We start from the raw sequence: 15823 nt of genomic DNA on the forward strand, positions 1-15823 counted from the left end.
GACAGCACATGCGCAGAAATCTTCTTGCAGCATTCCGTACGATTTTCCTGCTGGCATTCACGATCGCCCTGATTGCCGGCAGCATCAATGCGTGGAATGCCGTGCCGCAGGTATGGCTGGTCTATCAAGTGCAGTCGCCCGGCGCGGCCCCGCTCAAGGTGGAGCATTGCGACCGCGACGCTGCGCGCGAGTATTCGTATCGCGAAGGTCCCGACGGCGCGCGCTTCAACATCGAACTCTGCTTCAGGGCGATTCGCATCGGCGAGCTGAAGTTCATTCCCTACCTCACCAGCAGGGACGAGGTGGCATGGATTGAGTTCAAGGGCTCGCCGCAGGTCGCGGCATATACAAGAACGGTGGCGCGCTCGTTCGCCCTGTCGCAGGCCGATGTCGAGAGCGCGCTCGGGCAATGGCGCAGGCAGCAGCGGGAAGCGCGCATGGACGGATTTGTGCAACTTGCCGTCACGCTGCTGCTGTTTGCTGCGTGCGGATCGCTTCTGCTGTGGTTGGCCCATCGCATCGCGATGCCGGGGCGCGGCATGCAGTTCGGCAGGAGATTCGGGCTGTTTCTCCACAGGCTGACGGCAGGTACATTCTGGAAGTAATGCGGGAGGCAATGCGGGAAATCATGCCGGAAGCAAGGAGCCGGCGGGATTCTTCAGCAGGTGTGCCGCCTCCTCGCCGAAGACGAGGCCGGCAATCGATATCACGATCAGCAACAGCGGTGCGATCGAGAACATCGTGTAATACGAAAGCGCCGCTCCCATGCTGGCCGCGTAGTCGTCGCTCCAGGATGAAAAGGTGGCCTTGGTCAAGCGCCAGAGCTTGTTCAGGTTCATGGCGATCACGATGAAAAAGTCGGCTCGCGGCGCTGCCCGTGCGCAGTATCATCGTTGCGCGCCGGGCGCCGTCTTTCCGGGCGGAGGCGCAACCGGTTTTTCCTGGGCCTGCGCCAGCAATTGCGCACAGGGACTGTCTTCCTCCGGGCCAGGGTTGATCAGCGCCAGCAGCGAGGCCAGCGGCGCGGCCACCGCTCCGAGCACCGCGGCGGCGCCCGCCCTGAGCGCCACCGCGCCCTTGTCCACACCGACTTCAGGCTGTTTGAACGTGCCGGTCACATACAAGGGTGAGCGCAGGGACAGCAGACGAACGCCCTTGCTCTGCGGCTCGATCTTCAGGTTCAAGGCTTCCTTCGCAAGGTCGATCTGGCCATCCACCCCGATTTTCGCGTCCTCGGTATCGACGATGAAGGTTCGCGTCTGCATCAAGCCGTCGCTGACGCTGAAGTCTGCGGCCATGCAATTGATGCTGACCTGCCGGTCGCCGAACAGCGTGGCAATCACGACGCTGCCGACGTTGAGGCCCATCGCTTCCAGAATCAGCTTGCTGATGCTGCCCTGACTGATCAGTGCCTTCACCTCGCCGTTGGAGGAGGCGAGCAGGGCGGCGAATGAATCGCCGGTGGCGGTCAGCCGCGCATTGCCGTTGATCTGGCCGAGGCTGGCTTGCATGGCTTCCACTTTCGGGAACAACCGCTTGAGGTGCAGTCCGCGCGCCGCGATGTTCATTTGCGCCTTGACCGGTTTGCCGCGTCCGTTGATTTCCAGATCCGATGTCAGCCTGCCGCCGGCCACGCCGAAATTCAGCGGTCTCATGGCCAGCACGCCATTGTCGAGCTGAATCCTTGCCACCAGATTGTCGATCGGCAATTCCGTCGCGCGCACGATCTTCGCTCCCGTGAACTGCACCTGCACATCAATGCCGGTCCAGCGGTCGGTCCTGAACGGCTCGACCGGCAGAACCTTGCCGGGTGGCTGCTTGAAGGTGGCACCGCGCTTTTTCTGTTCTTCCGGTGAATCGGTGCCGAGCAGGACGCGCAAATCGTTCAGATTCAGGTAGTTCGACACCACTTCGCCGCGCAGCAGCGAGCGCGGCTTTTGCTGAACGTATTCGAGCGTGCCGCGCAGGTCGCTGGAGCCGACCTTGCCGGTGAACTTTTCATAGCGCAGATGTGTATTGCCGCCTCCTATCCTGCCGACAAGCCGGCCTGCGGTCGAAAACTTCGGCGTCTCCGGCAGCAGCACGCCGATCAGCGGAAACAGCTGCGCCATGCTGGCCCCCAGCACCCGGGCGTCGACATCGAGTTCGCTGAAACGGGCGGGGTCGGTGAATGTGCCGTCGATCGTGATTTCGGTGTTGCCGATCTTCAGTTCCGCTTCCACGGGATATCGAACGTCGTGCCGCTGCAGTGACAGCAAGGCGCCGGCCACCCCGCTGCCGGTCAGGCGTTCGCCATTGAATTTCCCATCGAGCTGCCAGCGGATGCCGCCGGGGTGTTCACCTTCGGCAAGCGTATCGATCCGCGCAGTGATGTCGGCGCGCTTGACCGCATCGAGCAGACGCACGGTTCCCCTGGTAAGCGCAAGGTCGTGCAATGCGATCTGCCATTCGGACTCGTCTTCGCGTTTCGGCAAGGTCCAGTTGTTCCGGCGCTCCTTGTCCTGCTCCAGTACCAATTGCGGCTCGGTCAGCAGGAGCGAATTGACGTTGATGATTTTGCGCAGCAGCGGCAGCAGTTCTATCGTGAAATCGACTTGTTGCACGCGCGCCATCATCGGCCCGGTTGTCGCCCAATCCGGATTGGCAAGCGTGACGTCATGCGCGCGCAGATGCGGCCATGGCAACAGACGCCGCTCGCCTGTCAGCGGCCGCACCGGCCTTTCCCAGCTCAATGACAGGTCGCCATTGATGGCAAAGGGCCGGCCTGCCGCTTCGCTCGCGCGTTCATTGATGTACGGCTTGATGCGGTTCCAGTCAAAAGCTGCAAGGACGACCAATCCGCAAGCGATCAGCATGAGGACGACAAGCAAACTTCCCAGCGTGATTTTGACACTGCGACGCATGTCACTCTCGCTGCAAGATTCACGCCTGATGTTTGCCGAAGCGGCAGAAAATCATCGCGCGGATTTGACCTGTTTCGCGGAACAAAAAGTGATGTAGCTCAATCCCTCACCAATGAGCCAGGTTAAAAACTCCAGTGAGATACACAAGGACGATACAAGGACGGTTTCTGCGGCGCAGTTTCGTATGTTCTTGTCCAATTGAAACCGGCATTTCCTGCGAAGAAACGAAAGGAATCACCATGAGCGACACATCGATAGGGCGCACGGTCGAGCAGTTGCAGCACAGCTTTTCCTTCAGGGACGATCAGGCCAGGCGGATCGCCATCGTTTTTTCGCATTTCATGAAGCTGCGGGATGAATTGCTGGCGCAAGGCATTACCGCCAACACGGACATGATCGCGGCGCAGTTGACGCGCGCGGCCGTGTCGCTGCAGTCGAAGTAGGCGCGCAGGGCATCAGGTGCGCAACTTCGGCAGCGCTTCCCCTTTCGGGACGAAGCGCAGTGCGACGCCGTTATTGCAGTAACGCAAGCCAGTCGGTTTGGGGCCGTCGTTGAACAGGTGTCCTTGATGGCCGCCGCAGCGGGCGCAATGATATTCGGTGCGCGGCACGATCATCTTGTAATCGGTTTTCATTCCCAGAGCACTTGGCAGCGCGTCATGGAAGCTGGGCCAGCCGGTCCCGCTGTCGTACTTTGCCGCGCTGTCGAACAAGGGCAGATTGCATGCCGCGCAAATGAAAGTGCCGCTTCGTTTCTCGTGGTTGAGCGGACTGGAGCCGGGTCGCTCGGTATCTTCCTCGAACAGGACGCGATAGCTTTGCGCAGGCAGCAGCGTCTTCCATTCGGCTTTCGATTTCACGAGCGGGAAAGAAGGCGCGTCATCTTTCGCCAGCGCGGGGAACATATACGCGAGGGCGATACCGGACGCACCGCACAGCACGCGGCGGCGATTCATGTTGAACTCCTGATGCATCCATTTGACAACGCAACGCTGGAAAAGTTGGCCCCTCGCCTCTGCGGAGCGCTGCCTGTGCAAGGCCAGCAGCCGCGCTTGATGCGATCGATATCGAAAATCGATTCGCACTGCGGATTTTCCGGCGCGGCGTATAGTGATCTGTGTCCTGCGGCTTCTTGCCGCATCCCGCCGCGAGGTGCCAGTGTCCTGTTTCGCAAGTTCGTTGCAAAAGAAAAGTGACGAAATCGGGGCGAGACAAGGAAGAAAGCGCAGCAAGGCTGATGCCTTGCGAGCATTTTTGACGCGGTATCGGCACGATTCTCGTCAACTTTTATGCAACGAATTTGCGAAACAGGACACTAGATGTCCGCCTCTGTTCCCGACGATCCATCGCTGTACCGCCGACATTCCCTGCCGGTACGGATCATGCATTGGATCAATGTCATCGCGGTGATCGCGCTGTTGATGAGCGGACTGCAAATCTTCAACGCGCACCCGGCGCTGTATTGGGGGAAATCGTCCTATACCGGCCAACCTCCCGTGCTGGAGATGTATGCAAGGCCATCGCAGGACGGCGAGTTGTCCGGCATCACCACGATCCTGGGCCACGAATTCTTCACTACCGGCATCCTCGGCGCTTCGAAAGCGCCGAACGGCAAGGTCGTCGAACGCGGCTTCCCGGCGTGGGCGACGCTGCCGGACGTGCAATGGCTGGCGCGCGGGCGTCATTGGCATCTCTTCTTTGCCTGGGTGTTCGTGCTCAACGGCGTCGCGTATGTGCTCTATTCGGTCTTCAGCCGGCATCTCTTGCGCGACCTGACGCCGGATGCGCGGGATTGGCGTTCCATCGGGAAATCGATCAAGGAGCATGTGCTGTTCCGCCATCCGGTGGGCGAGGCCGAAAAGCATTACAACGTGCTGCAAAAGCTCGCCTATCTGATCATCATCTTCGGCGTGCTGCCGCTGATCATCGTCACCGGCTGGTCGATGTCGCCGCGCCTCAATGCGCTGTTCCCCGGCTGGGTCGATGTGTTCGGCGGCCGGCAGTCGGGACGCACGATCCATTTTCTGGCGGCATGGATACTGGTTGCATTCGTCCTGATCCATGTCTTCGAAGTCGTCGTCAGCGGCTTCTGGAACCATTTGCGTTCGATGTTTACCGGCATTTACCGGTTGCGCACGGCGGAGGCCCGCGATGAAAAAGAGTGATCCCTCAAATGATCCGGCGCGGCGGAAATTTCTGCTGCGCGCGCTGGCTGCCTGCGGTTCGGTGCTGCTGGCCGGTTGCGATCGCCTGTCGCGCACCGAATGGTTTCCGCCCATCCTCAAGAGCGCGGAAAAGCTGACGCAGGCCGCGCAGAAGCTGGTGACGCCGCGCGCCTCGATGGCACAGGAATTCGACGTGGCAGACCTGTCGCCGACCTTTCGCAGCAACGGTACCGCCAATCCGAGCAACCGCTTTTATCAGATGCTCGTCGCCAACGGCTTTGCCACTTACCAGCTCAAGGTGTCCGGACTGGTCGCGCATCCGCGCACGTTTTCGCTGGAAGAACTGCGCGCATTGCCATCCAGAACCCAGATCACGCGCCATGATTGCGTCGAGGGCTGGAGCGCGATCGGCAAGTGGAAGGGCGCGCGCCTTTCCGCCCTGCTCGACAGCGTCGCGCCGACGCCGGAAGCGCGCTATGTGGTGTTCTACTGCGCGGACCCGATGGACGAGGCCGGCACGAAGTATTACGAAAGCATCGACATGGACGACGCGTATCACCTGCAGACGCTGCTCGCCTATGAACTCAATGACAAGGCGCTGCCGGTGGCGAACGGTGCGCCGGTGCGGCTGCGGGTGGAGCGTCAGCTCGGATACAAGATGCCGAAGTACATCATGGCGCTCGAACTGGTCAGCAGTTTTGACAAGATCGGCGGCGGGAAGGGGGGCTATTGGGAGGACGAAGGCTATGAATGGTATGCCGGCATATAATCCCGGTTCGGCGTGCCATGCATATTCACGAAATTGATGACAGATATTTCGCGGAACAATTGGACACGATTTCCATATTGCAACATAATCTCGACCTTTTATTTTTACGCTGTCTGTAAAAAAATTCTGCTGTTGCGGCGGACTGTTTTTTGAACCATTCGCCGTCCTGTGACTCGCATTTCATCCAGATCCAATCCCGAAAAAATAGCGGTGCCCTGCATTGAAATCGCCGCACGCTGCCCTATATGGGGGAACCGTGTGCGATGGTTTTCCACGCATGAAACTGAATGACCCCGTTTTCGGCATGCCGAGTTGCCAACCGATGCAACGCGTGCCACCCATAATATTGACGCAATGACCAAGACCGCCAAAACTCTCTCGCTGACCGCCAAAAAGACAGTGACCAAATCGACGATTGCCGCAACGACTTCCGAGCCGGCTGCCCCCGCATTGCAAAAGGCGGCGCGCACCATTGCCAATGTGGTCGATCCGCTGCAAAGCCCGACCAACGTCACCGTCATTACCAAGGGACGTGTGCGGCGGGTCGTCCAGGACAGCGCTGCGGTGCCAGTTGCGGAAGCGTCGGCAGAGGCATCAACAGTTGAGGCATCGGTGCCGGACGCGCCGCCGGTCGCAGCGCCGGCCGCAGTGCCGGCCGATGCAAAGAAGAAGAGCGTGGTCGTCCGCAAGTCAACAGCGAAGGCACCCGTCGTGCCCGCCGCCGACACGCAGGCGAAGAGCGCGGAGGCGGCGACCGTCCACATTTCGGATGCGGCCTCGCTGGCGGCGATCGACACCTCCGGCTATGTGCTGCCATCGGCCAAGGTGCCGGGCCGGCGCGGCCGCCGTCCCTCCGAATTCCAGCCGGAAAACGACGAGATCGCCGCGCTGAATGCCGTCGAACGCTCCGAACTGAAAGCCGCGTCGAAGGCGAGGACGCGCCAGATAAAGGGTGCCGAAGAGGGCGTGAACGAGGGCGACCTCGAAGCGCGGCGTCAGCAGATCAAGCTGCTGATCAAGCTCGGCAAGGATCGCGGCTTTCTCACGCATGCCGAAATCAACGACCATTTGCCGGAAAACATCGCCGATCCCGAAGCCATTGCAGGCCTGATCGGCACGCTGAACGACATGGGCATCCAGGTGTGCGAACAGGCGCCCGATGCCGAGACGCTGATGCTGTCGGACAGCGTGGTCACCGTCACCAGCGACGACGAGGCCGAAGCGGCGGTCGCCACCGCGATGTCGGCGGTCGATTCCGATTTCGGCCGCACCACCGATCCGGTGCGCATGTACATGCGCGAAATGGCATCGGTGCCACTGTTGACCCGCGAAGGCGAAATCGAGATCGCCAAGCGCATCGAGGACGGCCTGCGCGACATGATGCAGGCAATCTCCGCATGCCCGACGACGATCGCGGAAGTGCTGGCGCTGGCCGGACAGGTCGAAAAGGATGAAATCAAGATCGACGACCTGATCGACGGCCTGGTCGATGCGAACGCGGGCGAGCCGGTAGTGGTCGCGAACAAGGCCGCTGCCGACGAAGACGACGAAGACGAGCTCGAAGACGTGCTGGAAGAGGAAGATGATACGCCGGCAGCCGGTTCCGCCAGCCTGTCGGAGCAGCAGCTCGCCGAGCTGCGCAAGTCCGCACTGCAAAAGTTCGCTGCCGTGTCGGCCCAGTTCGAGCGCATGCGCAAGGCCAATGCCGGCGGCGGCTACGGTTCCAGCGCCTACCTGCTCGCGCAGCAGGCGATCTCGAGCGAATTTCTGGAAATGCGTTTTGGCGCGAAGGTGGTGGAGAAACTGTGCGACACGCTGCGCGCGCAGGTCGACGAGATGCGCCGCTTCGAGCGGAAGATCCTGGATGTGGCCGTCAACAAGTGCGGCATGCCACGCGCCCATTTCATCGAATCCTTCCCCGGCAACGAAACCAATCCCGCATGGGTCGATGGCGAAGCCGACGCGCCGCAAGCCTACTGCGCGGTCCTGCGCCGCAACGCGCCCGCGATCAAGGAATACCAGACCAGGCTGGCAGCGCTCGAAGAGCGCGTGGCAATGCCGCTGGCCGAACTGCGCCGCATCAACAAGCAGATGATCACCGGGGAATCGCGCACGCGCCAGGCCAAGCGCGAAATGACCGAGGCCAACCTGCGCCTCGTGATCTCGATCGCCAAGAAATACGTCAACCGCGGCCTGCAATTCCTCGACCTGATCCAGGAAGGCAACATCGGCCTGCTCAAGGCGGTGGACAAGTTCGAATACCGGCGCGGCTACAAGTTCTCGACCTATGCGACATGGTGGATCCGCCAGGCCATCACGCGCGCCATCGCGGACCAGGCGCGCACCATCCGCGTGCCGGTGCACATGATCGAATCGATCAACAAGATGAACCGGATCACGCGCCAGGTGCTGATGGAAACCGGATCGGAACCCGATCTGGCGACGCTCGCGGCGAAGATGGACATGCCGGAAAAGAAGATCCGCGAGATCATGAAGATCGCGAAAGAGCCGATTTCGATGGACATGCCGATGGGCGACGACGGCGACGCGCTGCTGGGCGACTTCATCCCGGACGAATCCAACCTCGCGCCGGCCGAGGCCGCGCTGCATGCCTCCATGCGTGACGTGATCCGCGAAGTGCTCGACAGCCTGCCGGCGCGCGAAGCGAAGGTGCTGCGCATGCGCTACGGCGTGGACATGGCGAGCGACTTCACGCTGGAAGAAGTCGGCAAGCAGTTCGACGTCACGCGCGAACGCATCCGTCAGATCGAGGCGAAGGCGATGAGCAAGCTGCGTCACGCCTCGCGCTCGGAAAAGCTCAGGACTCTGCTGGAAAGCAATTAAGCGTTTCAGAAAGACCGCAGAGGGCGTGCATCGCCCGCGCAGCTGCCGGCACGGGCAGCGTCAGCGCGGCGATGCGCGCCCTTTTTTCATGCGGGCGGCGGCGCTTGCTGTTGGCGCGACAGCTGCAAGCGCGTTCGCATCTTCATTCCGCCACGGCTGTCGTTCAAGCGTGACGCGTGTTTCATCCCGGGCTGGAGAATTATCAATTCGTTAACCACCGACGAGGTGGAAATGCGCGCTCGCGTACGCGCGTCCAGGCGCGCCTCGGCAGATGTCGTGCAAGCTGCGTTCACTGTGGTGTCCCAGCCGGGATGCGCGGATGAGGTCGTTGCACCGACTGTGCTGCCTACGTTAAGATCGGCACAACTTTTTTGATTGTGTCCGGAAGGAGGACTTGATGCTTCGCGCTGCCCTGATTGCCACCGCCACGTTTTTTCTCATCCAGAATCCAGCCTATTCGCAAGCGCCGCAAGCTCCGGTCAAGCAGACGCCGGAAGGAGCGCAACAATTCATCAGCATGGTGCTCGGCCAGGGTTCCTCCTTCGTGGCAATCGATGTCGGTCTTGGTTGGCACGTTTTCGAGGGGAATGAGGTGCGTCGCAGTGACAGGCGCGACAAGACAATCACCAAGGCGTTTGCCTCCAACAAGATCCATTCGGCGCAACAGGGGCCGTCAGGTACATGCACGATGATCATCGATAGCAGTCGTCACCCGCGGACCTTTGAAGACGCCCCGAACAACTACACGAATTGGGAATCCAGGGAATTCCTTCCCGCCGCTCCGCCGTTCAAGATTGACTGGAAAACGGTGGCGCAAGTCAAGGTCAGGGACGACAACAGAGTGGAGATCTTGAAGGGCGTGCAGGATAGTTACATAAGCAAACCCAATAGCTCCTTGCTGCTGGTCCTGCCGTCCGATGCCCTCGCCAAGCGCGTCGGCTTTGCGATGGAATTCCTGCGGGCGGCATGCGACGCCACCGGCGGCACCGGATTCTAGGAAGGCACATGATCGCCAGCCTTCGACCATCCATCGGACATTTGCTGCTCGCTGCGGTTCTGGCGAACGTGATGCCGGCGAGTGTCGCCGCCGAGCCGCAGGGGATTATTCTGACCATGCCCCGTAACACCTGTGCAAGCAACCGGGCTTACTGCACACCGGCGGAACGCGCAGAACGGGACCGGCAGGATGCCGAGAAGGCGCGCGCCAAGGCCGAGTTCGATGCAGCGGTCGATGCGCAGGCAGCCAGGATGGGGGGCGATCACCGCCGCGCCGAGGCCGAGGCGTATGTGCGCATGCAACAGGCCGCCGCAGCGGCGCAACCAAAGCCGCAGGAACCCGCGCAACCCAAGCCCAGGCGAAATTGCACCACGGAGCGTTACAAAACGACCGCCGCATCCTGGAATGCAGAGGACGAGGCGGATGCCATGGCGCAGGTGATCCGCAACGCGGAACGCACCTGCAGACAGCGTTCGGGTAATCCCCTGGAAGGACGTCCCGGCGGGCCCGGATTCACGATGGGCCCCAAGAAGTGCGAAAAAAAGGATGTGTCATTGTGGGCGCAGATGAAGGGCATGAGACCCCGTCAGCGCCCGAAGGACGATCCGCCCAGGATCATCGTCGACTGCCATGCAGAGATCACTTGCACGATCCCGATGGACCGGTGCGAGTCCTCCGGCCCGGCTGCGGCCACCGCACAGTGAGTGACCGATTTATCGCGCAGGCCGTCATTGACGGCCTGCGCCGATCGGTTACGATCACGCATGATGGCGCAAGGCGCATCATTGCGGCGCACATCCCTGCACCGTAACGATGCGTCCTGGCCGTCATGCTTGCTTCCGTCGCCGGTCCTCTCCCGAGGCCATGCATTTTATGCATACACCGGTGCTAACAAAGCATTGGATGAACGTTGATACATTGCTCTAGCATCATGTTCGTCCCGGTTTGTTTAGCGGGAACAAGACTTGCATGCAGTACATGTCCGTACTGTTATTTTTTTGAATGCAGCATTTTCAGGAGACGTCATGAAATTGACAAAGTTGATCGCGGTATTGCTTGGAGCAGGAATGATCGCCGGAGCGGCGCAGGCGCAGGAAAGCCCGACGCTCAAGAGAATCAAGGAAAACGGCACGCTGAATCTGGGTGTGCGCGACTCCTCCATTCCATTCTCGTACATCGATGACAAGCAGCAGTACCAAGGCTACTCGATCGACCTGTGCATGAAGGTGGCCAACGCGATCCAGAAGCAGCTGGGCATGACGTCGCTGAACATCAAGATGACCCCGGTCACGTCGGCAACCCGCATTCCGCTGATCGCCAACGGCACCATCGACCTGAGCTGCGGTTCGGCGACCAACAACCTGGAGCGCCAGAAGCAGGTGTCGTTTGCACCGACCATGTTCATCACCGCTAACCGTCTGCTGGCCAAGAAGTCGGCCAACATCAAGTCGCTGGCCGACATGAAGGGCAAGACCATCGTCTCGACTTCCGGCACCTCCAACATCAAGCAGATCACGGCATTGAACGCCGAGCGCAACCTCGGCATGAACATCCTGGCGGCCAAGGATCACGCCGAAGCTTTCCTGATGGTCGAAACCGGCCGTGCGGTGGCGTTCGCGATGGACGACATCCTGCTGGCATCGCTGGCGGCCAGCTCGAAGGCACCGAACGACTACGCGATCACGGATGAAGCGCTGTCGGTCGAGCCATACGCCATCATCCAGCGTCGCGACGACCCGGCATTCAAGAAGGTGGTCGATGCCGCGATCTCCAAGGTGTACACCTCCGGCGATGTCGAGGCCATCTACAAGAAATGGTTCATGTCGGCGATCCCGCCGAAGGGCATCAACCTGAACGTCCCGATGAGCAAGGAATTGAAGGCGGTTTTCGCGAAGCCGACCGATTCCGGCGATCCGGCTGCGTACGTGCTGCATTGATTCTGCATAGAGCGTGAATCCGAACGGGGGGCGCATGCCTCCCGTTTTATTTTGAGATGGATGGATTGCTGCTTTGCACAAAATATCGTGCGAACGGCAGCAGGTTTTTTCGCGGCGGCTGCGGCTGCCAGGCTTATCGAATAACCGATTCGAATAAACGAATCGAACAAACAATTTCCTACAGAAGCAAGAGAACATGAATTACAACTGGAACTGGCGGATCTTCTGGGAGGCGTCGCCTGACGGGATGGGGACGTACATGGACACGCTGTGGTCGGGGCTGATGTGGACGCTGGCGACGGCGCTGTCGGCGTGGATCATGGCGCTGGTGCTGGGCGCGATCGTCGGCACCATCCGCACCATGCCGAACCGGACCGCGGCGCGCGTGGCCGACGGCTACATCGAGCTGTTCCGCAACATCCCGCTGCTGGTGCAGATGTTCCTGTGGTACTTCGTGATGCCGGAACTGGTGCCCGAGGCGCTGGGCAACTGGCTCAAGTCGCGTCCGGACGCGGCCTTCGTCACCGCCGTCATCTGCCTCGGCTTCTTCACCTCGTCGCGGGTGGCGGTGCAGGTCTCGGCCGGCATCAACGCGCTGCCGCGCGGCCAGAAGATGGCCGGCACCGCGCTCGGCCTGACGCTGCCGCAGACCTACCGCCACGTGCTGCTGCCGATGGCGTTTCGCATCGTCATCCCGCCGCTCACCAGCGAGTTTCTCAACATCATCAAGAACAGCGCGGTGGCGCTCACCATCGGCCTGATGGAACTGACCGCGCGCGCGCGCTCGATGCAGGAATTCTCGTTCCAGGTGTTCGAGGCCTTCACCGCCGCCACCCTCATCTACATCGTGGTCAACGTGATCGTGGTCAACCTGATGCGCTTCATCGAGAAGCGGGTCGCCGTGCCCGGCTTCATCACCACCGGCACCGCCGGCGCGGGAGGGCACTGACCATGTTCGGCAATTTCGACTTCGACGTCATCGAGCGCTCCTGGGTCTACCTGTTCCAGACCGGCATGGCCTTCACGCTGGAACTGACCGCGCTGGCCATGATCGGCGGCATCATCCTCGGCACCCTCTTGGCGATGATGCGCCTGTCCAGCAACCGGCTGATCTCGACGGCGGCCACCACCTACGTCAACCTGATCCGCTCGGTCCCGCTGGTGCTGGTGATCTTCTGGTTCTACTTCCTCGTGCCCTACATCGGCGCGTGGCTGATCGGCTCAAGCGAACCGGTGCGGGTCGGCGCCTTCACCTCCTCGCTGATCACCTTCATCCTGTTCGAGGCGGCCTACTACTGCGAGATCATGCGCGCCGGCATCCAGTCGATCCCGCGCGGCCAGGTGTGGGCCGGCTACGCGCTCGGCATGAACTACTGGCAGACCATGGGCACCATCGTGCTGCCGCAGGCGTTCCGCAACATGATCCCGGTGCTCTTGACGCAGACCATCGTGCTGTTCCAGGACGTCTCGCTGGTGTATGTGCTGTCGATCACCGACTTCGTCGGCGCCGCCTCCAAGGTGGCGCAGCGCGACGGCCGGCTGGTCGAGATGTACCTGTTCGTGGCGGTGGTGTACTTCATCATCTGCTACGCGCTGTCGTGGCTGGTGCGGCGGCTGCAGCAGCGCGTCGCCATCATCCGATAAGCCGCGGCCTACCCGATCCGTGAAACGAACACAGAATGCAGGAGAGCAAGATGATTGAAATGAAAGACGTGAGCAAGTGGTACGGCAGCTTCCAGGTGCTGACCGACTGCACCACCAGCGTGGCCAAGGGCGACGTGGTGGTGGTGTGCGGGCCGTCGGGCTCGGGCAAGTCGACCCTGATCAAGACCGTCAACGGGCTGGAGCCGTTCCAGAAGGGGCAGATCCTGGTCGATACCGTGTCGGTGGGCGACCCGAAGACCAACCTGTCGAAGCTGCGCGCGAAGATCGGCATGGTGTTCCAGAACTTCGAGCTGTTCCCGCACCTGTCGATCCGGCAGAACCTGACGCTGGGCCAGGTCAAGGTGCTCGGACGCAGCGAGGAGGAGGCCACCGAGAAGGGCCTGAAGTACCTCGACCGGGTCGGCCTGCTGTCGCAGAAGGACAAGTTCCCGGGCCAGCTGTCGGGCGGCCAGCAGCAGCGGGTGGCGATCGCGCGCGCGCTGTCGATGGACCCGATCGCGATGCTGTTCGACGAGCCGACCTCGGCGCTGGACCCGGAAATGATCAACGAGGTGCTGGACGTGATGGTGGGGCTGGCGCAGGATGGCATGACGATGATGGTGGTGACGCACGAGATGGGCTTCGCCCGCAAGGTGGCCGACCGCGTGATCTTCATGGACCGCGGCGCCATCGTCGAGGACTGCGCCAAGGACGACTTCTTCGGCGCCCCCCGCTCCGAACGCGCACGCGACTTCCTCGCCAAGATCATTCACTGAGGCAGCGCGCTACAAGGCGCACTGGTTGGTGCGCCTGTTCTTTTTAGTCCATCCATTGCGCACGACAATGGCATGGATCGGTGATGCGTTTCCGTTTTGCGGCTTGCCTCCGAAAGGACGAAGATGACTGTCAGGTTTCGCTTGATCAGCGTGTTGGCTTTGCTTGTCGTACTCGCCTGCGGCATCGGGTTTCTCGGGCTCTACGGCATGCAGAAATCCAATGACGGCCTGAAGAGCGTTTATGAAAACAGAACGATCGCCTTCAACAACCTGAACGCGGTCGAGCAGCTTGTGCAAGGCAGCCATCTGGCCATCGCTTCCGCGCTGCTGGATCCGATGCCGGATCAAGTCAACTCCAAAACCGCGCAGGTGCAAAAAAACATCGCGGAATCCTCGACGCTGCTGGCGGCCTACATGGCAACGACGTTGTCATCCGAGGAAGCGGCAAGTTCCGCCCGTTTGAAGGCGGCGCAAGCGAAACTGATCAAGGAAGGTCTGGAGCCCGCACTGGCATCGCTGGCAGTGCTCGACCTCGACGGCACGAACCAGCTGTTGAAGACCAGAATCGTTCCACTGTTGCAACCGGTAAACGCTGAACTGCGCGCCTTGCGGAAGTATCAGGTGGAAGGCGCCAGGGACGAATACGAGAAGGCAAGCGTACGCTACACGTCCATCCGTGCCTTGATGCTGGCGACGATTCTGGTCGCGGGCCTGGCCGCGGCGGCAGCAGGTTATATCCTCATTCGCACGCTCTACAGGCAGCTGGGCGGGGAGCCGGTTTACTCCAGCGACGTGGTGCGCACGATTGCCTCCGGCGATTTGACGGCGGTCATCGCGGTCAATGGCAATGACCGGCATAGCGTGCTGTTTGCGATGAAGACGATGCAGCAGCAGCTGGCAGCCACCGTCGGCAGAATCCGCCGGACCACGGAATTCGTGGCAGCAGGTTCCGGTGCCATCGCCGAAGGCAACACGGATCTCGCGACACGCACCGAGCAGCAGGCAGCCGCGCTGACGGAAACCGTGTCTTCCATTTCCAGACTGAACGACACCGTGCACGGCAATGCGGAAAGCGCCCGGCAGGCGAGCGAGCTGGCCGGCACCGCGCAGGACAGCGCGACGGAAGGCGGCGAGGTCGTGGCAAAAGTCATCCAGACCATGGGTGCGATCGATGCAAGCTCGCGCAAGATCTCCGACATCATCGGCGTCATCGACGGCATTGCATTTCAAACCAATATCCTTGCGCTCAATGCGGCGGTCGAAGCGGCACGCGCCGGCGAGCAGGGTCGGGGTTTTGCCGTCGTGGCAACCGAGGTCAGGGCGCTTGCGCAACGTTCCGCTGCGGCCGCAAAGGAGATCAAGCACCTGATCGACGAATCGGAAAGCAACGTGCAGCACGGCACACGGCTGGTCGACGAGGCCGGCAATGCGATGCAGAACATCCTGCAGTCGATCCGCAGCGTGAACAGTTTCATTGCAGAGATCGCGCGCGCCAGCGAGCAGCAGATTATCGGCATCGAGAGCGCGGATCGGGCGGTGAAGCAGATGGATCTGGTGACCCGGCAGAATGCGGCAATGGTGCAGGAGGCGGCGCAGGCAGCGGAAGGATTGCAGCAGCACGCTGCGGCGCTGGCGCGCGATGTTGCCTATTTCAAGGTGCATGTAATAGGAGACGAAGGAGACGAGCACGCGTACCCGGAGCACTCCGAGCACGATGCGGCAGAAGCCATGGGGCGCAGGACGCTTGCGTTGCGCAATTCCTGAAATGATCGGGCAAGCTCTTGCGAC

General features: G+C 61.2%; 15 protein-coding genes. 12 read left to right on the forward strand and 3 right to left on the reverse strand.

The features are described from left to right. Positions 1-8 precede the first annotated feature (8 nt). Positions 9-605 carry a hypothetical protein gene (locus D3870_RS21695; RefSeq protein ID WP_147375956.1) on the forward strand — a complete coding sequence of 199 codons (597 nt, stop codon included), beginning with the start codon at positions 9-11 and terminating at the stop codon, positions 603-605. Positions 606-626: 21 nt separating this feature from the next. Here D3870_RS21695 and D3870_RS21700 read toward each other — a convergent pair whose 3' ends face one another. Further along, positions 627-839, reverse strand: coding sequence for a hypothetical protein (locus D3870_RS21700; RefSeq protein WP_158590547.1), 213 nt, complete (start codon positions 837-839; stop codon positions 627-629). 48 nt (positions 840-887) lie between these two features. After that, positions 888-2903 (reverse strand): AsmA family protein, encoded by a 2016-nt coding sequence (locus tag D3870_RS21705; RefSeq protein WP_119743105.1) that lies wholly within the window; start codon positions 2901-2903, stop codon positions 888-890. Positions 2904-3142: 239 nt separating this feature from the next. On the opposite strand from D3870_RS21705, the gene D3870_RS21710 reads away from it, so the two are divergent. Further along, positions 3143-3346 (forward strand): hypothetical protein, encoded by a 204-nt coding sequence (locus D3870_RS21710; RefSeq protein WP_119743106.1) that lies wholly within the window; start codon positions 3143-3145, stop codon positions 3344-3346. Positions 3347-3358: 12 nt separating this feature from the next. On the opposite strand, the gene msrB is transcribed toward D3870_RS21710, so the two are convergent. Beyond that, complete coding sequence (msrB, locus tag D3870_RS21715) at positions 3359-3859, reverse strand: peptide-methionine (R)-S-oxide reductase MsrB (RefSeq protein ID WP_119743222.1); 501 nt, start codon at positions 3857-3859, stop codon at positions 3359-3361. A gap of 363 nt (positions 3860-4222) precedes the next feature. On the opposite strand from msrB, the gene D3870_RS21725 reads away from it, so the two are divergent. The 10 genes from D3870_RS21725 to D3870_RS23140 all read left to right on the forward strand — a co-directional run bounded on the left by D3870_RS21725 (position 4223) and on the right by D3870_RS23140 (position 15799). Further along, a complete protein-coding gene (locus tag D3870_RS21725; RefSeq protein WP_119743108.1) occupies positions 4223-5068 on the forward strand; it encodes a cytochrome b/b6 domain-containing protein in 846 nt (281 codons plus the stop codon). Beyond that, entirely contained in the window at positions 5055-5837 is a 783-nt protein-coding gene (locus D3870_RS21730; RefSeq protein ID WP_119743109.1) for a molybdopterin-binding protein, read from the forward strand. The genes D3870_RS21725 and D3870_RS21730 overlap by 14 nt, the downstream gene beginning before the upstream one ends. 354 nt (positions 5838-6191) lie before the next feature. Continuing rightward, positions 6192-8681: an RNA polymerase sigma factor RpoD gene (rpoD, locus tag D3870_RS21735; RefSeq protein WP_119743110.1), complete on the forward strand. Its 2490-nt coding sequence runs from the start codon at positions 6192-6194 to the stop codon at positions 8679-8681. A gap of 397 nt (positions 8682-9078) precedes the next feature. After that, a complete protein-coding gene (locus D3870_RS21740) occupies positions 9079-9678 on the forward strand; it encodes a hypothetical protein (RefSeq protein WP_119743111.1) in 600 nt (199 codons plus the stop codon). A gap of 8 nt (positions 9679-9686) precedes the next feature. Then, positions 9687-10382 (forward strand): hypothetical protein, encoded by a 696-nt coding sequence (locus tag D3870_RS21745; protein ID WP_119743112.1) that lies wholly within the window; start codon positions 9687-9689, stop codon positions 10380-10382. 321 nt (positions 10383-10703) lie between these two features. Then, positions 10704-11615 carry a transporter substrate-binding domain-containing protein gene (locus D3870_RS21750; RefSeq protein WP_119743113.1) on the forward strand — a complete coding sequence of 304 codons (912 nt, stop codon included), beginning with the start codon at positions 10704-10706 and terminating at the stop codon, positions 11613-11615. A gap of 196 nt (positions 11616-11811) precedes the next feature. Then, positions 11812-12564, forward strand: a complete 753-nt coding sequence (locus D3870_RS21755) for an amino acid ABC transporter permease (protein ID WP_119743114.1) — start codon at positions 11812-11814, stop codon at positions 12562-12564. A gap of 2 nt (positions 12565-12566) precedes the next feature. Then, complete coding sequence (locus tag D3870_RS21760; RefSeq protein ID WP_119740405.1) at positions 12567-13259, forward strand: amino acid ABC transporter permease; 693 nt, start codon at positions 12567-12569, stop codon at positions 13257-13259. 50 nt (positions 13260-13309) lie between these two features. Further along, positions 13310-14035 (forward strand): amino acid ABC transporter ATP-binding protein, encoded by a 726-nt coding sequence (locus D3870_RS21765; RefSeq protein WP_119740403.1) that lies wholly within the window; start codon positions 13310-13312, stop codon positions 14033-14035. Between the two features lie 123 nt (positions 14036-14158). Further along, positions 14159-15799: a methyl-accepting chemotaxis protein gene (locus tag D3870_RS23140; protein WP_147375958.1), complete on the forward strand. Its 1641-nt coding sequence runs from the start codon at positions 14159-14161 to the stop codon at positions 15797-15799. The last annotated feature ends 24 nt before the right edge of the window (positions 15800-15823 follow it).

Origin of the sequence: Noviherbaspirillum cavernae (genome assembly GCF_003590875.1) — a bacterium.
Classification (GTDB): Bacteria; Pseudomonadota; Gammaproteobacteria; order Burkholderiales; family Burkholderiaceae_D; genus Noviherbaspirillum; species Noviherbaspirillum cavernae.